We start from the raw sequence: 22747 nt of genomic DNA, 5'->3' as shown, positions 1-22747 counted from the left end.
TAAATGAAAAGAAAAACCCCTAAAGATAGGGTCAATTTTCAAGTGCCAGAGTTCTTTCCCGCTCCACAAAAGAGCGCTTTACAAACTCAGAAGCGCTAAGACCCAGCTCCTCTTTGAATGCCCGGGAAAACTGGCTGGTGCCGTTAAATCCACAATTGAACGCCACCTGTAAAATACTTGCATTTTTCCCGGCAGCCAATAACTGTGCGGATGCGGCCTCCACCCTGGCACGTCTCACCAAGTTAATATAAGAGGTATTATGAAAACGCAGCGCTCTATGCAAATAGGAGGTTGAGATATCCAATGACGCTGCCAGCTGTGGCGCGGACAAATCCGAGTCACAACAGTGTTTTTGAATCAGCCTGCAAGCCTGTTGAAAAATAGACTTTAAGCGACTCGGAGTTTCCGACTCCGCCTGCAAATTGCCACGACTCTCCTGGATACAGGCAATAATTAATTCGGCTATCGGATTAAAGAGAAAGCTGGAAGAAGCAAAGGTGCACCTCTGTTTGGCCTGGGGAAACAGCAAAAGATAATTGCGTAATAAGAGGCCGGGACCACTGCTACCATCTATGGTCAGAGGACAGTTATCCTTGGGACCTGAACGAAACCCCTCGAGCTTCTCACGGGGAATGCGACACAATAGCGAGCGACTTTCATGAACCAAATCATGAGTAATTGTCTGCGCCAGATCAACCAAGTAGAGTCCACCGGGATTCATCGGGGTAAAATAACTCCCACGCTGTATAGCACCACGGCCAGATAAAAGATATATCAATGTATAATTGGCATAGCCATCACTCAAGTGATTGCTTGCTCGATGGAAAGAATTCCCAGAGAAGCAGGCTCGAGCAAATGAATCTCCCGTTTCAGGATTGGAAGATACTGCAAATTCCCCATAATACGTGCTGTTATGATGAGACTTGAGCAACAATTCACAGCGGTAGGGTAGACCAGCCTCCATCAGCTCCTTCCAGCGGCGCCAGCGTTCATTAACTACAAAATCATCTGTCCTGGCCACCCAGTCAAAAAATGGAGTTTTATCGCAATCCATCGAAACATCTGTCTGCATGACATGCTTATCCTTAAGCTGCCCATTTATGGTATTAAGCAAGAATAATAGATTTTTGAAAGCCTCTTTGTACCCCAAAGTTATTTCGGCGGCATCCTAATTTTTTCTACACCAGGGTACAGGCTGGAGAAGCTGCACCTGTAAGTGATCTCCAGAAACACGGCTTAGGAGCTATTTTCATAAATAGTGAAACGAAATAATCAGTGGATAAAATGATGAGTGAACTTCAGCTATTCAGAGACCGATTCGCAATTAGCGACCTACTTGCTCGCTACACTTTAACTATCGATAATTGTGATGCCCGAGGTTGGGCGTCACTTTTTACACTTGACGGTCGCTTCGAGCATGGCAATCGAGTAATCCGAGGAAGGGAAAAACTAGAGCGCTATGCAGTCATCCACAACAAACTGGGTAGCCGGCATATTACCTGTTCGCCATTACATCATATTTCAGAAGATGGGCAATCTGCCTCAGGCAAAGCCACTACAGTATTTATTTTAGTGACTCGCTCTGGTTATCGCGTTGCCGTAGCCGCAGAATACCATGATGAATTAGTCAAGGTAGACGGCAGCTGGCTATTTCAATGCCGCCGTGGCGTTATTGCTAAGCTACCGAATGATCCTGATTTTCCCATACTTACTGCTGATCCCAATACTCGTGACCAGTTAAGTCTTTTAGAGGATGCCTGGAAAGACTTGGGTGAACTGATATTAGATTAAAGCTACCAATATAACGAGTATCAAAAAATCCGAATCCGTGAAATATTCCTCTGGAGCAGGGCTAATTCAATGTACGTAATGGCACATCATCCCTGCGCCCAATAGAAGCGCCCAGTATTCTTACCAGGAACTCGGTTAATACTCCGGCAGTAAAACCCCAGATTTCATAGTCGCCAAACTGGTAGGCGGGTAGATAAATAGCTTGATTATCGATAGTGATTCGGTCAGTGCGGATACGGGGATCGTCAAGAAAAAACGACAAAGGCACACGAAAAATTGCATCCAGCTCACCAGGGTTGGGCCTGAGATGGGTATCCGGTGAGATCACCCCCACCCAGGGAGTGACATGTACCTGCCAGCGAGTAGTGCGCGGCCACAGAGGGCCGAGCATCCGCACCTGATTCATAGGCAGGTCCACTTCCTCTTGAGCTTCGCGCAGGGCGGTATATTGCAGGGAGGGGTCAGTGGCATCCCAACGCCCGCCCGGTAGGGAAACTTCTCCGGAATGGGTAGATAGTGTATCGGCGCGCTTAGTCAGCACTACATGGGGGTCTGGCTCTTCGGTAAGTGCAATCAACACTGCGGCATGGCCATACAATTCTGGCCCTGTTGGTACGCCAGCCTCCAGCTCTTCTATTTGCTGGGAAATTTTCTTTTCGATAATCGATAACATATCCACTTATCCCGCCTCATACAACAAAGGCTCCCTAAAGTTCATCATACTGATTCCCGGTGATAACACCGAGCTGTATACCGCAATCTCCATTTGCGGCTCCCAGCCAGTTACTGCCGCTCAGCCGAAGCTGCATCCAGCTGGGACTGGGGCGTATAGCCCCCTTTGAGCTTCTCACGAAGCGCCTGCACCAACGCGTAGTACACAGGCACCAGTAAAGTGGCGAACAGGCTGGCTGCGAGCATACCGCCAAACACGACCAACCCCAGGGAAATACGGCTTACGGCACCCGCGCCTGTGGCTACCAGCAACGGTATCACTCCGAGAATAAACGACATAGCCGTCATCAATACTGCCCGGAAACGCAGGCGGGTGGCTGAAATCGCAGACTCGGCAATAGACTTGCCTTTATCCCGTTCCACACAGGCGAATTCAACAATCAAAATTGCGCTCTTCGCCGCCATACCAATTAACAATACCAAACCGATCTGGGTATAGAGATTATTGATAGATCCTGCCAGCCACACCACCAACATGGCACCGCAAATCGCAATAGGCACGCACAAGAGCACCGCAATAGGGATACTCCAGCTCTCATACTGGGCCACCAAAAACAGGTACACAAATATTATGGCCAAACTGAACAGGATGGGAGCCAGATTGCCTGAGGTAACCTCCTGTAAACTGATCCCGGTCCATTCATAGCCGTAGCCTTCCGGCAGCCTGGAGGCCAGCTCCTCCATGGCATCCATGGCCTGACCACTGGAGTAACCCGGTGCTGGAGCGCCATTAATCGTCACGCTGTTATAGAGGTTGTAGCGGGTGATAGTTTGTGGTGCCACAACCGGCTCAATAGTGGAGACCGAGGTAATCGGCACCAGACCACCACTGTTGGCGCGCACATAGAAGCCCGCCAGATTTTGTTCGTCATCGCGAAACTGCGCATCTGCCTGGGCGATCACTCGGAATACTTTGCCATATAAATTAAAGTCGTTTATGTAATATCCGCCCAGAAAAGTCTGCAGTGTCGAATAAACCTCTGGCAACGGCACACCGAGTACGTGCGCTTTTTCTTTATCGATCTTTAATTCCAACTGGGGGGTAGCCGCCTGGAAACTGGTGAAGGCCTGGGAAATTTCCGATCGCTGATTGGCCGCACCCAGCAGATCAATCATTACTTGTGATAATTCTGTAATACTGCGCCCCTGCAAATCCTCCAGCACAAATTCAAACCCTCCCACGGTACCGATACCCGGCAGGGGTGGTATGACAAAAGGCATAATCTGTGCGTTGGGTATCTGCGCCAGTTTTTTCTGTGCCCGCTGCATAATGGCGAACTGGTGATCCTCTTCACTGGTGCGGTCATCCCAGGGTTTTAACACCGCAAACATCATTGCGGTATTAGATGAGACACTGTTGGTAAGCAGGTTATAGCCGGGCACACCCACCACATGGGCCATACCGGGTTCTTCCAATAATATGTCTGTAACCTGATTCACCACCGGGCCAGTGCGCTCCAGGGAGGAACCATCCGGCAATTGCACATGTAGCATAAACGTGCCCTGATCCTCATCAGGGATAAAGCCAGTGGGGATACTACTAAACAACCAAAAGGCCAACAGGAAAATACCGATAACGGAGATAATTCCGATTAGCGGAATCTTTACGCAGGCTTTTACCATGCCCACATAAAAATTGGTGGAGCGATGCAGCCCTCGGTTGAAAAAACCAAATACCCCGGTCTCTTTCACTCCGGCAACTTCGCCTTCCTTACCCACTTTTAAAATACTGGCGCAAAGTGCCGGGCTCAGGGTAAGCGCATTAAGGGAGGAAATCGCGACCGACATAGAAATAGTAACCGCAAATTGCTGATACATTTTTCCGGTGATACCCGGCATCAACATGACCGGTACAAACACCGCAAACAACACCAGCGTAGTGGCAATGACCGGCCCAGTAACCTCACGCATAGACTGCAACGCAGCCTCCTTTGGCGTTAGGCCGTCACTCATCAGTCGCTGGGTGTTTTCCACCACAATAATCGCATCATCAACCACTATGCCAATGGCCAGAATCAGCGCAAACAAGGTGATGGTATTAATAGTCATACCAAACGCCAGCATCAATGCAAAAGTGCCCACCAGTGAAACAGGGATGGCAATAGCGGGGATCAGGGTGGAGCGCCAATCCTGTAAAAACAGGAAGACCACCGCGATCACCAAGATCAGGGCAATAAATAGTGTCTGCACCACCTCTTTGATAGAGGCCTGAACAAACAGAGTGGTGTCGTAGAGGATCTCTGCCTTTAGGCCATCTGGAAAACGCTGGGAAAGCTCTTTGACCTTGGCCTTGATGCCGTCAGCCACTTCAATGGCATTGGCTTCCGGCAACTGATAAACGCCGATCACTGCCGAAGCCTGGTTATCCAATTGCCCATAGGAGGAATAGGACTCACTGCCCAATTCCACCCGCGCCACATCTTTCACTTTTACCATGGCGCCATCGGGTTTGGCGCGAATAGTAATTTCCTCAAATTCCTTGGGATTCACCAGGCGCCCCTGCACCAGGATGTTGTATTGAAATTGCTGGTCCTTGCGAATGGGCGGCGAGCCAATCTGCCCAGCCGCTACCTGCACATTTTGTGCCCGTACCGCGCTGATAACATCCTCGGTGGTAACGTCCAGGGACGCCATCCTATTCGGGTCCAGCCACAGGCGCATGGCGTAATTGCGCGAGCCAAAAATAACTACGCTGCTCACACCCAATACGCGCGCCAGCTCATCCTTCAAATAAATTTCTGCGTAATTGGCTAGGAAAAGTTCATCGAATTTCTGCTCAGGAGAAAATAAGTTCACGACCAATAGCAAAGTGGTGCTTTGCTTGGAAACCACCACACCATCGCGCTTTACATCCTCTGGCAATTGCGGCGTGGCCTGCTCCACACGGTTCTGTACATTGACCTGAGCGATATCATCGTCATAACCAGATTTAAAAGTTACCGTGAGACTGTAAGAGCCATCGTTGCCACTGGTGGAGGACATATAATCCATGCCTTCCACGCCATTCACTTGCGATTCGATGGGCACAGCAACACTATCGCGCACAACTTCAGCACTGGCCCCGGCGTAATTGGCTGCGACGTTTATTGTGGCTGGAGTAATTTCTGGAAATTGCGCCACCGGTAATAATGGCAACGAGAGAATACCCGCAAGAGAGATCAGTATGGAGATGACAAAGGCGAAACGGGGCCGCCGTATGCAAAAGGCACTGATCATAAATTCGCTAAGCCCCCCCCATTTCAGGCGGGCTATTTATAATCATGCTCTTGTCCCTCGTATCGGTGGCGTTCGCCCTCCTCCACACCTTCAGGAAGTTCCATGTCATCGGGGAGCAGTGTCCCCTGCCCGAAGCCTATAGGCTGTTTGGTACTTTGCTTACCTACGGGAGAAGCGCCACCGCTTGCGGGCTCTGCCGGCTTTTCTGATGCGTCGTAGGGGTTCCGCGGCGTGTTTTGAGGGGTCACTGGCTTGCCCGCAACAACCCGCTGCAAACCGTTAACGATGACCGACTCCCCAGCAACCAACCCATGGTTGACCGCCCAAAGCTCCCCCTCCCGCTGCCCCAAAGTGACATAGCGTTTTTCAGCAATATTTTTCTTACCCAGCACAAAGAGGTAACGCCCCTGCATGTCCTCCAGCACTGCAGATTGCGGCACCAGCGGTTTAAGTGCCTCACTGCCGGTATACAAACGGATTGAGACCCGAGCAAATTGCCCTTGCACCAGTAGGCTGCCCGGATTGGGAAAGAGTGCGCGTACCGCTACGGAGCCGGTGTTGGGGTCTATCTGGTTATCGATAAATACAATCCGGCCCTGATAGGGGTAAAAATTACCATCCGGCAGCTCTATACGCACATCCAGCCTCGTTGGCGGCAACCCCTCCCGGCGGCGGCGCTCGGCATCCACCTGTACGGCATAGAGTTGGTTTTCAGGAACCTCAAACAACACATAGATTGGGTCCATCTTGACGATGGTAGTGAGCGGGTCCGAATCAGGTCCCACCAGGGAACCCTCAGTGAACTGGGTACGACCAATGCGGCCGGTAAGTGGCGCGTAAATCTTTGTGTAGGAGAGGTCTAGGCGAGCACTTTCCACTTTGGCCCGATCTGCATCGACCTGTGACTTGGCCTCTTCAAAAGTGCCCAGTAATTCATCCATCTGCACCTGGCTGATAGCACCTGTAGCGACCAACTTTCGACCACGTCGATAATTGCGCTCAGCGATCCGCAGAGTTGCCTCGGCGCGCTCCAAATTGGCGCTTTGGTTATCCAATTCAGCGATAAATGGGCGCGGATCTATTTCAAATAGCAGGCGCCCTTTCTTAACCGTTTCCCCCTCTCTAAAATCACGACTCTGGATATAACCTTGCACGCGGGGGCGCACCTTATACTCATCGGTGGCCTCCACCCGGCCGACAAATTCAAAGCGCGGAATCACTGGCTGTTCTCGCACCACCAGCACCTCTACAGGAGGCGGTGGCGGTGCCTTTTGCTTATCGTCTTTGCCGCCACAGGCCGCCAAGGCGATCAGCACAAGCCAAAAAAATAAAATACGCGCCATAGTAAAGCTGGCACCGCCCTATGAACTTCAACACCTTTAACAACTATAGGCGTCAAAAAGCTGGAAGCTGGCGCTGGAATCTTGCATGGGTATACTGACGCCATGAAATTTTGTAGCCAATGCGGCAGTAATGCCGTCACATTTTCCATCCCCCAAGGCGATGACCGCCCTCGCCACCTCTGTGGCAATTGCGGCACCATCCACTACATCAACCCGCGTGTGATTGTCGGTGTTTTACCCTACCTGGAAGACCGGGTCTTACTGTGTAAACGCGCCATTGAGCCACGCCTGGGACTCTGGACCCTGCCCGCCGGCTTTATGGAAAACGGTGAAACCAGTGAAGAAGGTGCTTTGCGCGAGTCCTGGGAAGAAGCACGTGCCAGCATTCGTGTGGACGAGCTTTATTCAATTTATGACATTCCGCATATCAATCAGGTTTACCTGATGTATCGCGGAGAGCTCACCGATACGAATTTTGGCCCCGGGCCGGAGTCACTAGAAGTGTCACTATTTCGCCAGGAAGAAATCCCCTGGACTGAAATTGCCTTCCCGATCATGCATAAAACTCTCAAGCACTATTTCACCGACACGGAACAGGGGCAATACCAGCTGCACCGGGGCGTTATTTCGCGGAAGCTATAGTGGTAGCTACAGCGCGAGCCAAGCTGAAGATAGTGCACTGGAAGAGGACTCTGGGTGGGAGAAGCACTCACCCACCTGAGTACATTTAAAAAGGATGTTCCAATGAAATACGCCTATATGCTTGCGGTACTGTTATTAGTGGGCGTGGGCTTACCCATGTTGATTCCCGGCCCCGATGGCAAACCGATTATGTCTCCCCAAGACTGGCTTCCCGATCAGCAGACTCTGGACACAGTTCGCCAGCAAGGCCAACGCGCCATTCAAGCGGTGAGCGACAGTACTCAGAAATCTGCCGAGCAACTGGAAACCCTGGTGGAATCCAGTGGCCTTTTGCCAGAAGAGCAACATAAACAGACCAGGGAGGTATTTAGCTGGCGGGACAGTGAGGGCAATTGGCACTTCTCTGATTCGATACCCGAGGGCCTGGATACTCATGTACGTATACATCGGATAAAACCCATCAATACCCTGCCCGCCACACCCAGCAACGATGCTCAGCCACAAGGCCCCCAGGCACAGCTATTGCAGGAGAACCGTGAGGGCGATAGCCGGATTTCACAGATTTTGAAAGAGGTTCAAGCGTTAAAAGAAAACAGTCAGCAGCGCCAGCAGGCACTGGATAACCTTTAAAACCCTCTCTCGCGAATGGCAGGATACTGTTTATTTCCTGCCACTAGCGAATTTTGCCGCCACAACGCTCATCCAGGCGCCAAAGGTCAAAGGCCGGCTCCTCGTAAGGATGTGCCTGGTAGAGGGCTTCAAGTGCTGCATCCACAGACTCATCGGCACACGCCATCTCAACCCGATATTCCTCTACCTGCTCTATCTGCCCGGACTCACCAATAAACGGCTGACTGCCCGCTAGTGGCCGGAACTGACCGGCACCCAATACCTGCCAGCAACAACTGTCGTAGTCGCCGATTCTGCCAGCTCCGGCGTTAAACAGAGCTTGCTTGACAACTTCCAGATGACTTGAGGGTATATAGATACAGAGCTTATGCATTCTACTGATTCACTATTCAACGGTGTATAAAGTAAAGGGGCCTTCAAGGCCCCTTTACAGTGCAATACGATTGAAACGTCTAGAACATCAACGTCATCAGCTTACGCTGATATTGGGTGGCGATGGGGTCGCCGGCACCCAAGCTTTTCACCATATCGAGAAATGCCTGCTTGGCCGCGCCATCGGCAAAATTCATATCCTTGCGCAGGATATCCAACAACAGCTCCAGGGCTTCCTCGTGACGATTGGCCTGACTGTACTGTACCGCCAGCTTATAGGCGGAATCATAATCCTGCGGGTTCTGCTCCAGGGCCTTCTGCAGCGCCTGAATCTCGGGGGTATCCGCCGCCTGTTGTTTTAGCTCCAACTGGGCCATCAGGCGCTGGTATTCCGCATCCTGATCCGCCAGCAGAATTTTGCTGAGCACGGTTTCTGCTTCCGCAGCACGGTTTTGATCGAGCAGCAACGCCGCCAGGTGTTTGGCAATATCCACCCGCTCGGAGGATTCAGCGTAAGCCTGGCGCAGCAACGGCAGAGCTTCATCCACCTTGTCCTCACCAATCAGCGCCTGGGCCTGCTGCAATTTGATGTCCCAGGGTTTGGGCAGATATTTATCGAGCATTTCACGAATCTGGCTTTCCGGCTGCACCCCGGCAAAGCCATCTACCGGCTGCCCCTCTTTGAGCAGCATAACTGTAGGTAAGCTGCGTACCCCCAGCTGGCCGGCGATCATCTGCTCGGTGTCGGCATTCACTTTTGCCAGGAGGAACTGGCCTGCATATTCATTCGCGAGCTTTTCCAAAACCGGCATCAGCTGTTTGCACGGCTCGCACCAATCGGCCCAGAAATCCACCAGAACCGGGCGATTCATGGATTCTTCAATGAGTACCTGCTGGGCGTTTTCTGCCGTTACATCGACAATAAAATCGTTCACAAACTCTCCTGAGTAATGTCTTGCTAATCTGCTGAGGTTCTAGCGGTAGAGGGTATCCATGCCATAAGCCAGCTCAAGGGATTGCCGCTCAATTTTACGCAGCCCCTTAACCACCAGGCCATAGGAGCGATCCGCCATCCGCTCAATTTCATAATCCGGCACTGTGCCATCGAGCAATACAGTATTCCAGTGCTTCTTGTTCATATGGTAACCCGGCAGCACGCCAGGGAAGATATCCCGCAGGGCCTGAGCTTCGTCGGGATCACACTTTAAATTGGTCGCATCTACCTCGCGATAACGGCTGAGAGTCGCGAACATACGCCCCTTAATCTTGTACACCGCAACATCGGGACCAAAGGGGAAGTCCTCAATCGCCTCTGGTCGCGCAAGTAAATAACTCCGCAGTTCCGCCTTGTGCATTGTTAGCGCCTACCAGTCTAGCGAAGAAGGTAAGCGTGGCGACGACAACAGCTTGGCGAAACGCTGCCAGCGCTCTTGTGCACTGTTTGTATCTCGCTCCACATAATCAGCTACCAGTTTTTTGCCCCAGTTGTAATTAATTACATAGGCACCGTAGGCATCGACAAAATCCTTGCGCTGCTTTGCCTTGGCCGGGCTCATCAGAGTGTATTTCTCAAACAGTACTGCAACTTGGTCTGGGGCAATTTCACCATCGATATACTGCCGAGCAATTTCATTGCCGGCAAAACTGAGCTTATCCACAAGTCCCATCACCCGCTCATACTTTTGCGCACTTTGTGGGTCCAACCCGGCGAGGGGATAAAGTACCTCCATCTCGAAGCGGTTTTTTTCCTCCCCAGGAAAGGCCAGATCGATACCGTAATTGGCACTGCCCTCGGCAATCAGAGATTGGGGACTGAACAGCGGATACACGCTGTATTCCACCCAGCCACGGTCTTCCACCAGCGTTTGCTCCAACAGCGCGTTATAGGTGTGATGGCCCGGGTAGCCTTCATGGCAGCCAAGGTCGATCGCTCGATCAATGGTAATCGGCAAGCCACTGTTCACCTGTATCAGGCTATGCGCCCCTCCCTGATACCAGTTGTAACCGCTCCAGGGTTTGTCACTGACATATTCAAGGGCAAAATTTTCATCCTGTGGCAGCGGAATATACTGCTTGGTGCGCTTGCGACACTCCGCAATGGCTGCATCAAAAACCTCTTGGAGCTTGCCCACTGGGATTTCATACTGCTGCCGAAACGCCTGCACTCGCGCACTTAGGGGCTCATTGCCGGGCAACAGCTCATCCAACTCCTGCAAGAGTGGATCGAAACTAGTGAAATTTTGCCTGGGGGGCTCGGTGTCATAAAGCTCGCGCGCTTCTTTGGCAAAGTTGCGCTCGCTTTCGCCAGCAAGGCTGCGGGCATGAGCCACCAGCGCAGCCAGTTGAGTTCGCAGGTAGTGTAGACGCAGGCCGTCAAGGGAACCATCCGCCACGCCCTCTTCGGGTAGCAGAGCGATGAGGGCGTTACCGCGTTTGGCAATATCCGCCGGGCTGGCCTGGCTCTGCTCCGCCTGCTCTCGCCACTGAGCCGGGCCATAATAGGCATCGACATAACTCTTGTCGTGATTACCCAATTCCAACACCAGGGCAACATAGTCCCTGGCCACTGTATCCATGGACATATCCCCTTTCCCTTCTATTGCAGTTTTTTGCCCTTTAACCTCTACTGCTTCTCGTAACTTATCCTCTGATCGCGCTTTACCCTCGCAGGCGACAAGAAATAGAGGTGCAGCCAGAATTGGCAACAGACCCACCGCCTTTACTACTTGTTTCATTATTATTTCTCTTGAAATTTATTTCACATCTGGAAGTTTACTCAGCCGGGAAAACCCCAAAACGGCCTGCTATGGCAGGACCAGGCCGGGAAGCCCCTCAACGTTGACGACCGGGATTTTCCTGAGCGGAACTATCTTGCTTCTCTAAGCCTTCTTGCTGAGCTTCACTGCCCCCCGCAGGCTCAGGTTCCCGGCCATCGGTCTGTACATCAAACTCTTCAGTAACCGGCGCAGTGCGCAGTACCAGGAAACCGGCGATACCGGCAATTACAGAAGCCAGTAAGATACCTGCCTTGGCCTGATTCAACAGGTTATTCTGGTAACTGAACGCCAGTTCGGCAATAAAGATCGACATAGTAAAGCCGATACCGCCGAGTAATGCCACGCCAATGATATGCTGAAAATTAGCCAACTTAGGTAAGCTGCCCAAGCCTAATTTCCAACCGATCCAAGTAGCCCCCACAATCCCAATCAGCTTTCCGAATACCAGCCCTGCGATTACCCCGAGAGTTACCGGGTTGAAAACTGCACTAGAGCTAGTAAAGCTATCGAAGGGAATGCCTGCATTAGCGAGCGCAAAGATGGGAATCACCAGAAAGCCAACCGGAGTGTGCAGGCGGGTTTCCATACGCTGCAGAGGAGACTGCGCCAGGTTAACGCCACTGCCAAGGGCCATAACCCGTGCGCGTAAGGCATCGTTGGCAATGATTTTATCGCCGGGCCGGAAACAGCGATCAAAGCTGCGGATAATATCTTTAACGAAGGTACTAAACGCCACTGGATCGTACTTGGGCTTCGCCGGCAGCGCCATTGCAGTTATGACCCCCGCAATGGTGGCGTGAACTCCGGCCAGATAAAATTCATACCACAGCAGAATGCCCACAAATACATAGGGCGGGGAGTTACGCACGCCAGCCGCCTTCAGCAACCACATAATCACAACCAGGCAACCCGCAGCGATCAGCGCGGTCATATTTACCTGCTCTGTATACCAGATAGCGATCACCAGAATGGCGCCCAAGTCATCAACAATAGCCAGGGCCACTAAGAAAGTCACAACCGCGCGAGGCACACGATTACCCAATAAGGCAATACAGCCCACGGCAAAAGCAATGTCCGTGGCCATGGGGATTCCCCAACCACGCTCCGCCTCACCGCCAGCATTGAATGCCGCATAAATCAATGCCGGCACCACCATGCCACCGATTGCCGCCATCACAGGTAGTACCGCATGGCGTAAATCGGACAGCTCCCCTACCATAAATTCCCGCTTGAGCTCCAAGCCCACTAAAAAAAAGAAGATCGTCATTAGACCTTCATTAATCCAGTGGTGTAGCGATAAAGAAAACTCCCAATTTCCCACAGTGAAACTGATGGGCATATGCAAAAGGGTTATGTAGACATCTTCCAGGGGGGAATTTGCGATAATGAGCGCCGCCAGCGCAGAAAGCATCAGTAAAATACCACTGCTGCTCTGCCGGTGGATAAACTCTTCAAAAGGTGTCACCAGGCGCCCAAAAGCCTGTTCTAAAGGCGCCTCAAAAACCTTTCCTTTGCGGATCTTGAACTTATTCAGAACGCTTTTTGCCATCGACAACCCCCTCTTTAGTAAAGAGTAGCCCGACTAGAAACGGAGCCGCACTTCTACCTATGGGAGCCAGAGGTTAGCATGGCCACACTATTCTTAACCATTTGACAGGACCCAGTAGCAAAACATGACCCGCTTGGACCAACTGCTAGTACAGAGAAAACTCGCCAATTCCCGCACCCACGCCAAAAAACTGGTTGAAGCCGGCAGGGTCACGCTGTCCGAGGGCGGCCCCATGGAGCTGGCGCGCAAAGCTGGGCAATCCGTCAGTGAAAACTGCGCCTTAGAAGTCACTGCACTACCCGAAGATCAATATGTTTCCCGCGCCGGCCTAAAACTTGCCGCAATACTCGATCACACAGGATTAAACCCTATGGGCTGGCACGCCCTGGATGTAGGCTGCTCTACGGGAGGCTTTAGTGACTGCCTGTTGCAGAGAGGCGCCACTTCCGTAGTAGGGGTAGATGTAGGGCGAGATCAGCTAGCACAAAAACTAATAGATGATCCACGTATGCACCTCTTCGAAGGAATTAATGCCCGTTATTTAGAGGCATCACAGCTTTCTCCTTTCGCAGATACTGGCTTTGATGCCATCGTCATGGATGTATCCTTTATTTCCCAAACGTTGATACTGCCGCAGCTGCCTTCTTTACTAAAACCCGAAGGCCAGCTGTTGACCCTGGTAAAGCCACAATTCGAGGTGGGACCTGAGGGCATTGGTAAAGGGGGGGTGGTGCGTGATGCAAACCTCTACCCACAAGTACGCCAGAAAATTGCATATTTATGTGATGAACTAGGACTTGAGATTAAAGAATATATTGACAGCCCAATTAAAGGTGGCGATGGCAACCGGGAATTCTTACTCTGGGCTGCACATAGAGAAGCATGAGCTAAGAGAACAAAAAAAGTTTAATATTACACCACTGAATCCACTTGAACGCTCTATCCTGACATAATTTTAATTTACGCTAGGGTCATCATATTTCGAGGGCCCTATCGATTACGTTTCAAAATAAAAATTTCCAGACAGATCTTAGATACCTACCGCTTAGAATTAAGAAACATCCTCATGTTCGTCTCTCAAAACACTCTCACCCTTTAACAAAAATTATTTATTACTATCACAATCTATAAATAAACACGTAATAAATACTCCCTATCCTGCGCGCATAAAACAACGACGCAGATAACCCCAATGAAAAGATTAATTTTGCTGTGTGCGCTCTCCACTTCATTACAAGCGGCTCCACTGACTAACTACAGGATAATAGACGGTGACACAGTTCACGGATATGTTTCTGGTGAATATGTTGAAATACGCCTTCAGTGCATTGATGCACCAGAAACCTATCCCAGCACGCAAATATATGGCCCAGAAGCTACTCAAACCCTGAATCATTTATTGTCATTTGGCACTGTGGATTTCCAATCGACAGGAAGGGATCAATACGGCAGAGAAACTGGCTATCTATTTGCAAATGGGTACAACATCAATCAAGAAATGGTTGCAAGAGGAGCCGCTTGGAATTACGCCTACTATTGCGGAGATAAATTCAAGATTGAGCAAGACTTTGCATACTACTCCAATCTAGGGTTATGGGGCGAAATGGAAGCAAAAGATCCCTACTGCTTTCGCAAGAACCTTGATCACGATTTTTGCTATTACAATCCGGAAAACAACTTCTTTTTAGATGATTAAAAACTAAATTTTCTGAACATGAATTTTACCCACTAAGCAAACAGGTCCCATAAAGCCCAAAATAAAAAATCATTAGAGCTACCAAACTGGTCTATAACTTATACCATACAGGAGTATATGGGACTGTTTGCTGATATTTTAAGAGGAGATTCCTTGGGTTTTACCTTTGCGAGGTTGGGTAAGATTCTATTGCCTGTCCACCCTTTTTATAGAGGACTCCTCCTTTCATAACCAATGAGACATTGGATAGAAGGTTAATATGCCTCAGCACATCCCCTCTTACTGCGATGATATCGGCAAATTTTCCTTTAGATACAGTCCCTGATTGGTCCGAAACCCCCATCATTACTGCGGGCCAGTAGGTAGCTGCTCGAATTGCATCCATAGCGGAAAAATTCATCTCTTCAACCAAAACGGCCAATTCGTTCCAAGTGCTTTGGCAATGAAATTTAGTTGGGATACCACTATCTGTCCCCACAAGAAACACCACACCAGCATCTTTAAGCTGGGAGATTTTCTTTTTCAAAGTTGGTTTACGTAAGGGAGTTAACTGCATGTACTGCAATTGCCCAGGGTTTCTCAATGACTGTTTAATATCGTCAATAGTGTCTGGCTTTAGTCCTTTATGCCAGCATGTATCATCCAGCCTTTCCGGGTTATCCACAGTGTTACTATAGTTCCAGAGACCTTCTACGGTTGGAGTCCAGAAAAGCGGGCCTCCAGCAACGCGGCCCTTAGCAGTGCGCTCTTTTAATAACTGGATGATATCTTCAGGGTACTCAGGTGCTGTTGTCAGCCCTGTATGTTCAAAGTTATCGACACCTATGGCCAGCCCTCTGCGGATCTCATCTGGGCGGTGCGAATGAGCTACAACTTTTAAACCATGCTTATGGGCCTCATCCACGACCGTTTGAGCAACTTCTATAGTCATCTTGTCATGGTCAATCAGCTTAATTATATCGACACCAGCTGTTGCCAGTAAGTTTACTTTCTTTTTTGCTTCTGGGGCACTAGAGACTGACCAACGAAAAGCTTCGGTGCCAGGATAAACTTCATGTTGGATAAATGGACCGGAAACAAATAGCCTTGGCCCGGCAATTTCACCAGAAATGATTTTGCGCTTTATCTCTAAAGATGCTTCTAGCGGAGCACCCAAATCACGAACACTAGTAACCCCGGCTAGCAGTAATTGTATTGCACTAGCAGGCATTATTTCATTGGTCAGGCGATGTAGGTAGTGTTTATCCCAATGCACATAGTCCGAGTGTCCACTGAGCATTAGGTGAGCATGATTTTCCCAAAGTCCAGGTAAGACATCCATCCCCTCAGTAGAAATAATTTGATACCCGTCGGGGACGGGAAGCGTTTCAACCGTGCCAACTTCCTCAATTTTGTCGCCCCGAATTAAAATCACACTGTTTGCGATTGGCCGATTACCAAAACCATCGATCAGCCGCCCCCCCACAAGCGCACTTCTCGTCTCCGCCTGAATTGACAAGCTGAACAGCAACATAATACCAAGAGATGATGCCTTAATTATTTTTTTTATCATTAAAATTTCCTTCTATTAGCTGGCGATAAATTCAAATCAACAAAACAGGATAAAAAGCCCCCCACTCAACTAAAAGCGCTTAACATGCATTATCTAAATAGACATACCCAATAGCGCTTCATAGCTTTTCAACCAACATCGAATCGCATAGCTAGTTTTGACCTATATACACCCTACTAACTTAACGAGCAACACTGCAAAGACCATAAATCAGACAATACATTCATCTCTCACATAGTCTAAACAGTTATCTTATTTCTGAGTATAAACATATTGCAGCATCGCTCACCATCAAGCCCATATTTCATAACGCATAATCAAATCCCGACATAATAGAGACAACATTAATTTTTCACGACAAACCATCATTATATATCGCACTGAACAACAAAATATACAGACCAAAATACAATCAAGAATACATAATGAGAAGATAAAAATATTCCGGTCAAAGAACTGGGGCTGTAACATTAATTTTTTATGGATTTATAACTCAGTGGCTATCCTACCCACACGCAGTCGTTCACCTCCATTAATAAAGCATTAGAAAGAATAAAAATTACACAAATCAAAAAAATAAGTATCTAGAGAACTTACCGCAGCATCTATTGAAATTCTTGCAATCTACTTAACACAATTAACAAATAAACAACTTAGAATAAAACTCCTAAGAAGGAAATGATGACTACACCTAAAGGCGACGTAATATCAACTTACCAACCCTACAACAAATTGCTCAAAACCATAAGCTCTCACGTACCTACATAAATTCCTAGCACATTGCTCAGAAACTTTTATCTTTCGGCAGAGATAGATAAGACCAACCTCACGAAACGCAAAAAAATCCCTTAAAAATTTGGAATCTACAAGCTTATCATGTATTTAATATTGGCTCTCTTGAAGCCAAGATAGACAGATATTCTTAGAAAAGACAACTAAACTACATGCTTTTAATCACCCTAAATATACGAGTTATGAAGTGATCAAAACGGCTATAAATAAAATGTCGTTGATTATAACGTTGCTCCTATTTTCCTGGCCTTCGATACTCTATGCATGCTCCCGGGTTGCCTGGAATACTGAGCAAGGTGTTTTTGCCGCCAGATCAATAGATTGGGGACATTCTTTATATAAATCCTCGAGGTATGAAGATGGTTGGTGAGGATGGTCATAACCCCGCCAAATGTACTTCAAAATATGGAAGTGTTGTACAAAGTATTATTCCTTATGCCCGCCAATATGGCTTCTCAAAAAATGACGGTGCTACCGACGGAATTAACGAGAAAGGTCTAACGGCACATATTCTATATCTTGGAGCAACCCGCTACGCCAAACCAAATAATACGCCAGGAGTATCCTATATGCGCTGGCTGCGTTTTATTCTCGATAACCATGCTACAGTTGCAGATACTGTCATTGGGATGAAAAATATACGCATATCGCCAGTGAAAGTTGGTAGCGAAGTACTTGGTGCACATATGGCAATAGAGGACCCAAGTGGTGATTCAGCTATCTTCGAAATAATCGATGGTAAATTAGTTGTACATCACGGTAAGAAATTTTCGGTCATGACAAATGACCCACCATATGGATGGCAGCTTCAAAACCTGCCTTTTTACCAAGGCTTTGGAGGGCTTAAATCTGTTCCTGGAGGGATTGATGGCGCTGACCGTTTTGTAAGATTATCTTACTATCAACACAATCTACCAAAACCTACGAATGATATTCAGGCAGTCTCTTACCTCCTAAGTGCTATCCGCACTGTGGCCGTTCCTTTTGGCGCACCTTATAGCCGTCCCAGTCAGGAAGAAGGAACTAAAGAATCAGCTACTTATCCCACTTGGTGGCTTTCGGTGATTGATTTAAACCGCCGAATTTACTATTTCAATTGGGTTAAAAATCCAAATATTGTTTGGGTAGATTTACATGGAATCGATTTTTCAAAGGGCACAGGAAAGCGGGTTGCCGACCCAAAGAACCCCAAATTGGTTGGAGATATCACGGATGTGTTTAAGCCACTAAAAAAGTGAACAGAAAGAAACACAAGGTGTACAAGTTACTCTAAAAACATCGCTGAATATAAAACACTCTGCCCGATACCCAATATGGCCTTAATTACAGGCAAGAATTTACATTCTTTGAAATAAATCTATTTCAATATGTACATCCCTTCACTTTCAGGGCTGCTTAACTTAAAACCAAACTTCTCGTACAGCTCCGGTACATCCGCCATAAGGGTAATATAAGCAGAAGGAAGCGCTTCACGATCCAAATAAGACATAATGTGTTCCATCACAACCCTTCCCAACCCTCGACCTTGAAAAGTTGGGGCGACAGCGACATCCACAATCTCAAAATTTAAGGCTCCATCACCAACCACCCGCCCCATGGCAATGGTGGTTGAACGAATTTGAATGTGAATGCCATAGAGACTATTTGGCAACCCCTTCTCTGCGGCCTCCCGACTTCTTGGGGATAGCCCACTAATCTGCCTGAGGCGAAGAAAATCCTCAACTGAAGCCACAGTTTCAATAACTTTAAACATACTGCCGTCTACATGAGTATTTATGAAACCTACTCACTTCAATGAGTAGTTATACCTCCCGAATCTCAGTAACCACTTCTGTTTTTACGGAGTTAGCAATAAAGCACTGCTTGTGGGAAAGATGGTGGATTTTTTCCAATTGCTCGCGACTAGGTTTCTTTTCGCCAGAAAAGCGGATCAAAGGTCTCAGGGTGACCTTAGTCATGGCCAACTTACCCCCCTCTATTGTATCCATCACGCCTATCGCTTCATCGCGATACTCATCAATGACGAAACCCCTTTTTGCGGCAATTGCAAGGAAAAACAACATATGACAACTAGATAGCGACGCCACGAAAGCTTCTTCTGGGTCGACATTTTCCGGGTGTGAGTAGGGGATTGGGACAATATGGGGAGATGAAGAGGCTGGAACTGACAAACCGCCATCAAACTGCCAAGTATGAGCGCGGCTGTATTGATTGTCGGTAAAAATCTGGTCGTCACGTTGCCAGACCACTGTAGAAGTATACTCAGACAAAATCTCTCTCCTTCTATCCAGGGCACACACTTTCAACTATTGATATACAGGGGCTACCGAACGACTCCGGAACCAGGAGGTATTTAGCGGAGTGAATAGAGCCGAAGGGTTCCTTCTAGGGCAACCTCAGTTTAGAAATGACGCGAGATGGCAGAAAATTGGGCGCTAGATGCGCCCTTGGGAGATGCTTAGTCTGCATCTACTTGCTGGTCGGTGCGCGCAGCCATAATAAAATCATTCTTGTGCAACCCCTTGGCCTCATGGCTCCACCAGGTCACGGTTACCTTACCCCACTCGGTAAGCAGTGCCGGGTGGTGGCCCACTTCTTCTGCGATGGCGCCTACACGGTTAGTAAACGCCAAGGCCTGCTTGAAATTCCGGAACTTGAACACGCGCTCCAGCTGCATAATGCCGTCGCGGGTCATTGGCGTCCAATCGGGAATTTGGCGCAGCAATCCTGGCAGCTCGTCATCGCTGACGAGAGGGGCATCGGCGCGGCAGGCTTCACACTGTTGTTGGGCTAGCTCAGTCATGAATAAATCCTCAAAACCTTGTTTATTATCGGTTATTTCACGTGGGGCTCACTCTAACCGGGGCTCTTCCACGACACAAGCGCAGACGTTAAAAACGCATTATCTACGGTTTTCACTCGCCAATATGGGACAGTGTGCTAAATGCTTGGATATCAATTCACGGTGTAAACAACCATTGTCAGGCTGATCAAGGGTCCTCCGGCCGATATGATAATTTTTAAGCAGATACACAAGCGTTTATAAACCCCTTTTGGCAAGGATCGCCATGAAAGCCCCTCTTAAATTGTTGATTTTGACGTCACTCACTCTTGTTTGTGCCTGTGGCCCCCAAGGTACCGATAGGAAGCGCATAGTGCCCCCTCAAGTTGAAACGATGATTGAAATGCGTGCCGAGATGGAACTGGCCTTTCAGCAGCTGAGCCAACAGTTCGTTAACGGTCTGTGGAAACTGTTTCCTTCCTGGGCAGTCCGCGAAGGCTATTATGAGGCTGCCATACATTTACAAGTGCCTGACAAGGCCTTCCGCGCCTATCTACTGGACTTCGCTCAAACTTATGAACGCAAGTTCGCCGCTCTGGATAGTGAATTACTCAGTATTTCTTCCCTTACCGATATGGCGCTTATTATGAATTTCCTACAGCGCCTGCAGTGGGAATATACCACCTTCAAATCCTACCAGTGGGACCCCTCCATATATAACGTATCCCATCCTTTTGCTCTGATTTTAAATACCGAGTACGCCCCCCTCAAGAACCGACTGCGCACTTTCAATACGCGCATGCGCTTGGTTCCCGATTACTACCAAGCCGCAAAACAGGCCATCCGTAGGCCCGCCGCGCCACAATTAATGTTGGCTATTCAACAGAACGAAGGTGCCCTGGAAGTTTTTGGGACTAGGGTAGAAAACCTGGTAGAAAGCAGCCAGATGTTTGATGATGAAAAAGAAGTATTCCGGCAGCGTCTGCACGCCTCCCGTGAAGCGATAAAAGACTATGTAAACTTTTTAAAAAATTTACAAACCCGCCTGGAAAAATCTGCAAGGTTTCGCGATTTCCGTATTGGAGAAAAACTATATGAAGAAAAATTTCGCTTTGATATTCAGATTGATACCAGCGCCAGCGCCCTCTACCTGCGTGCTTTGGAAGAAAAAAAACAGGTCCACAGTAAAATGGCGGCGCTCACCGAGCAACTTTGGCCGAAACATTTTCCCGATACCCAGTCACCATCAAATCAAATGGAAAAGATCCGGCGCCTACTCGAAAAACTATCCCTTAATCATGCCAGTAAAGATACATTCAAAGAGGTGATAGAAAAGCAAATACCACAGCTGGCAAACTTTGTCATACAGCACAATCTACTCGACCTGGACAAAGAAAAGCCACTAATAGTACGCACTACCCCCCCCTATCTACGCGGCTTTGCTGTTGCCTCTATCAATGCGCCTGGTCCCTACGATAAGGATGCCAATACCTATTACAATGTGTTGCCCATAGAAAATTACAGTGATGAGCAAGCGAATAGCCTGCTGCGGGAATATAACCATTACACTTTGCAAATACTGAACATTCACGAAGCCATCCCCGGTCACTATACCCAGTTGGTTTATGCCAACCAGTCTCCGAGTATTATTAAAACCATCTTCGGTAACAGCGCCATGATTGAAGGCTGGGCGGTCTATGCCGAACGTATGATGCTGGAGGCTGGATACGGTGATTTTTCGCCGGAACTCTGGCTGATGTACTACAAGTGGAATTTACGCGTAATTACCAACACCATTTTGGATTACGGTGTACAAGTCAAGGGCATGACAGAAGCCGAAGCAATGAATTTAATGGTTGATGGGGCTTTTCAACAACGGGCTGAGGCGGAGGGAAAGTGGCGTAGAGCAACTCTCAGCCAGGTTCAACTCACCAGCTATTTTGCCGGATTTACAGATATCCTTGCCTTGCGCGAAGAAGTAAAGAATAAGCTCGGAGATAAATTCAACTTAAAGGAATTCCATGAAAGCTTTCTAAGCTTTGGCAGTGCGCCAGTGCCGATTATTCGAGAACTAATGTTGACCCAACTGGAGAAGACGGGTTCTATTTGAACCAAGCACTCTGTAGAGCTCTAACTCTCACTCTTCTGACAAGATCCAATAGATTTCCAGTGAAAAGTGCCCAGCAAAAGATCAAACAGAGGGATGGTCAAATTAAAATTACATTTATTCATCCACTTACGTTGATGATGTATGCGATGCAATTGAGCCAACTCACGCAGAACGGGAACTCGATGAAACCAATGATCTTGAGGCTGGTGGTATCCCAAGTGCAACAATTCATAACCCAAATGATTTCCCACCATAGTCACAATCAAGAGGTAACCAGCATTCATCGAAAAAAGTATGGAGAAAAAGTATCCTATAATTGGCGCAATCACTAAAGCAAGAGTCGCAGTTAAATAAGTGGGGAAAAGTACTATTCTCCAGTCTCTGGTAGAGTCAATTGAAAATAGGGGTGGAGAAAAAAAACTATGATGATCCCCGGTATGTCTGCGATAAAACAGCCCTGCAATCCGAATCTTTTTATGACCAGCCCAACGGTGACTAGCGTATTCAGAAAAATTATATATAACAGTCCCTGCGGGGATCACTAACAACTCCCAAGTTTTTAACAAATCCAATTGAAATATGCAGTAGATACAAACTCCGGCACCAATAGCTAGAATACCCATCAGATGAAGCCATCCATGGTAACGGCCTTTCACTCGCGCCCTGTATCCAGCCCTGAAAGGGGCCGCATCGTGATTGATCGACATATTTGCTCCTTTTTATTAGCGTTGGAATTCCGTAAAACTATATAAACAATCAAAAC

Annotated in this window: 21 protein-coding genes; 7 read left to right on the top strand and 14 right to left on the bottom strand. The window is 48.4% G+C overall.

The annotated features are described in order from the left end of the window. Positions 1–31 precede the first annotated feature (31 nt). Positions 32–1072 carry a helix-turn-helix transcriptional regulator gene (locus ACJJIB_RS07215; RefSeq protein WP_444888366.1) on the bottom strand — a complete coding sequence of 347 codons (1041 nt, stop codon included), beginning with the start codon at positions 1070–1072 and terminating at the stop codon, positions 32–34. 215 nt (positions 1073–1287) lie between these two features. Here ACJJIB_RS07215 and ACJJIB_RS07210 point away from each other — a divergent pair, with 215 nt between their 5' ends. Then, positions 1288–1791 (top strand): nuclear transport factor 2 family protein, encoded by a 504-nt coding sequence (locus ACJJIB_RS07210; protein ID WP_444888365.1) that lies wholly within the window; start codon positions 1288–1290, stop codon positions 1789–1791. A 61-nt stretch (positions 1792–1852) separates the two neighbouring features. Here the strand turns inward: ACJJIB_RS07210 and ACJJIB_RS07205 are convergent, their stop codons facing one another. The 3 genes from ACJJIB_RS07205 to ACJJIB_RS07195 form a co-directional block, all read right to left on the bottom strand. Next, positions 1853–2464: an NUDIX hydrolase gene (locus tag ACJJIB_RS07205; protein ID WP_252085055.1), complete on the bottom strand. Its 612-nt coding sequence runs from the start codon at positions 2462–2464 to the stop codon at positions 1853–1855. Positions 2465–2574: 110 nt separating this feature from the next. Beyond that, entirely contained in the window at positions 2575–5739 is a 3165-nt protein-coding gene (locus ACJJIB_RS07200) for an efflux RND transporter permease subunit (protein ID WP_444885689.1), read from the bottom strand. A 32-nt stretch (positions 5740–5771) separates the two neighbouring features. Further along, positions 5772–7082 (bottom strand): efflux RND transporter periplasmic adaptor subunit, encoded by a 1311-nt coding sequence (locus ACJJIB_RS07195; protein WP_444885690.1) that lies wholly within the window; start codon positions 7080–7082, stop codon positions 5772–5774. A gap of 102 nt (positions 7083–7184) precedes the next feature. Here ACJJIB_RS07195 and ACJJIB_RS07190 point away from each other — a divergent pair, with 102 nt between their 5' ends. After that, positions 7185–7724 carry an NUDIX hydrolase gene (locus tag ACJJIB_RS07190; RefSeq protein ID WP_444888364.1) on the top strand — a complete coding sequence of 180 codons (540 nt, stop codon included), beginning with the start codon at positions 7185–7187 and terminating at the stop codon, positions 7722–7724. Between the two features lie 102 nt (positions 7725–7826). After that, on the top strand, positions 7827–8354 hold the full coding sequence (locus tag ACJJIB_RS07185; RefSeq protein WP_444888363.1) for a hypothetical protein: 528 nt from the start codon (positions 7827–7829) through the stop codon (positions 8352–8354). Positions 8355–8397: 43 nt separating this feature from the next. Here the strand turns inward: ACJJIB_RS07185 and ACJJIB_RS07180 are convergent, their stop codons facing one another. The 5 genes from ACJJIB_RS07180 to nhaA form a co-directional block, all read right to left on the bottom strand. After that, positions 8398–8727: a YqfO family protein gene (locus ACJJIB_RS07180; RefSeq protein ID WP_444885692.1), complete on the bottom strand. Its 330-nt coding sequence runs from the start codon at positions 8725–8727 to the stop codon at positions 8398–8400. A 79-nt stretch (positions 8728–8806) separates the two neighbouring features. Next, on the bottom strand, positions 8807–9661 hold the full coding sequence (gene trxA, locus ACJJIB_RS07175; RefSeq protein WP_444885693.1) for a thioredoxin: 855 nt from the start codon (positions 9659–9661) through the stop codon (positions 8807–8809). Positions 9662–9700: 39 nt separating this feature from the next. After that, positions 9701–10081 carry an MmcQ/YjbR family DNA-binding protein gene (locus ACJJIB_RS07170; RefSeq protein WP_444888362.1) on the bottom strand — a complete coding sequence of 127 codons (381 nt, stop codon included), beginning with the start codon at positions 10079–10081 and terminating at the stop codon, positions 9701–9703. A 9-nt stretch (positions 10082–10090) separates the two neighbouring features. Beyond that, positions 10091–11461, bottom strand: coding sequence for a hypothetical protein (locus ACJJIB_RS07165; protein ID WP_444888361.1), 1371 nt, complete (start codon positions 11459–11461; stop codon positions 10091–10093). Between the two features lie 97 nt (positions 11462–11558). Continuing rightward, positions 11559–13052 carry a Na+/H+ antiporter NhaA gene (gene nhaA, locus ACJJIB_RS07160; RefSeq protein WP_444888360.1) on the bottom strand — a complete coding sequence of 498 codons (1494 nt, stop codon included), beginning with the start codon at positions 13050–13052 and terminating at the stop codon, positions 11559–11561. A gap of 124 nt (positions 13053–13176) precedes the next feature. On the opposite strand from nhaA, the gene ACJJIB_RS07155 reads away from it, so the two are divergent. Beyond that, complete coding sequence (locus ACJJIB_RS07155) at positions 13177–13938, top strand: TlyA family RNA methyltransferase (RefSeq protein WP_444888359.1); 762 nt, start codon at positions 13177–13179, stop codon at positions 13936–13938. Positions 13939–14244: 306 nt separating this feature from the next. Next, complete coding sequence (locus ACJJIB_RS07150; RefSeq protein WP_444888358.1) at positions 14245–14748, top strand: thermonuclease family protein; 504 nt, start codon at positions 14245–14247, stop codon at positions 14746–14748. A gap of 160 nt (positions 14749–14908) precedes the next feature. Here the strand turns inward: ACJJIB_RS07150 and ACJJIB_RS07145 are convergent, their stop codons facing one another. Then, complete coding sequence (locus ACJJIB_RS07145) at positions 14909–16300, bottom strand: amidohydrolase family protein (RefSeq protein WP_444888357.1); 1392 nt, start codon at positions 16298–16300, stop codon at positions 14909–14911. Positions 16301–17451: 1151 nt separating this feature from the next. Between ACJJIB_RS07145 and ACJJIB_RS07140 the strand changes: the two genes are divergently transcribed. Further along, the gene (locus ACJJIB_RS07140) at positions 17452–18330 is read left to right on the top strand and encodes a bile salt hydrolase (protein WP_444888356.1); all 879 of its coding nucleotides are present in this window, start codon (positions 17452–17454) and stop codon (positions 18328–18330) included. Between the two features lie 119 nt (positions 18331–18449). Here ACJJIB_RS07140 and ACJJIB_RS07135 read toward each other — a convergent pair whose 3' ends face one another. The 3 genes from ACJJIB_RS07135 to ACJJIB_RS07125 all read right to left on the bottom strand — a co-directional run bounded on the left by ACJJIB_RS07135 (position 18450) and on the right by ACJJIB_RS07125 (position 19895). Further along, the gene (locus ACJJIB_RS07135) at positions 18450–18845 is read right to left on the bottom strand and encodes a GNAT family N-acetyltransferase (RefSeq protein ID WP_444888355.1); all 396 of its coding nucleotides are present in this window, start codon (positions 18843–18845) and stop codon (positions 18450–18452) included. Positions 18846–18894: 49 nt separating this feature from the next. Further along, a complete protein-coding gene (locus ACJJIB_RS07130) occupies positions 18895–19362 on the bottom strand; it encodes an OsmC family protein (RefSeq protein WP_444888354.1) in 468 nt (155 codons plus the stop codon). Positions 19363–19550: 188 nt separating this feature from the next. Continuing rightward, complete coding sequence (locus tag ACJJIB_RS07125; RefSeq protein WP_252085039.1) at positions 19551–19895, bottom strand: 4a-hydroxytetrahydrobiopterin dehydratase; 345 nt, start codon at positions 19893–19895, stop codon at positions 19551–19553. Positions 19896–20160: 265 nt separating this feature from the next. Here ACJJIB_RS07125 and ACJJIB_RS07120 point away from each other — a divergent pair, with 265 nt between their 5' ends. Next, positions 20161–21984, top strand: coding sequence for a DUF885 domain-containing protein (locus ACJJIB_RS07120; protein WP_444888353.1), 1824 nt, complete (start codon positions 20161–20163; stop codon positions 21982–21984). 20 nt (positions 21985–22004) lie between these two features. Here ACJJIB_RS07120 and ACJJIB_RS07115 read toward each other — a convergent pair whose 3' ends face one another. Continuing rightward, positions 22005–22691 carry a sterol desaturase family protein gene (locus ACJJIB_RS07115; protein ID WP_444888352.1) on the bottom strand — a complete coding sequence of 229 codons (687 nt, stop codon included), beginning with the start codon at positions 22689–22691 and terminating at the stop codon, positions 22005–22007. Between the last annotated feature and the right edge of the window lie 56 nt (positions 22692–22747).

The organism is Microbulbifer mixtoriginis (SeqCode), assembly GCF_052467705.1.
The sequence above is the reverse complement of the archived record's forward strand: the minus strand, read 5'-3'. Positions and strand labels throughout refer to the sequence as shown.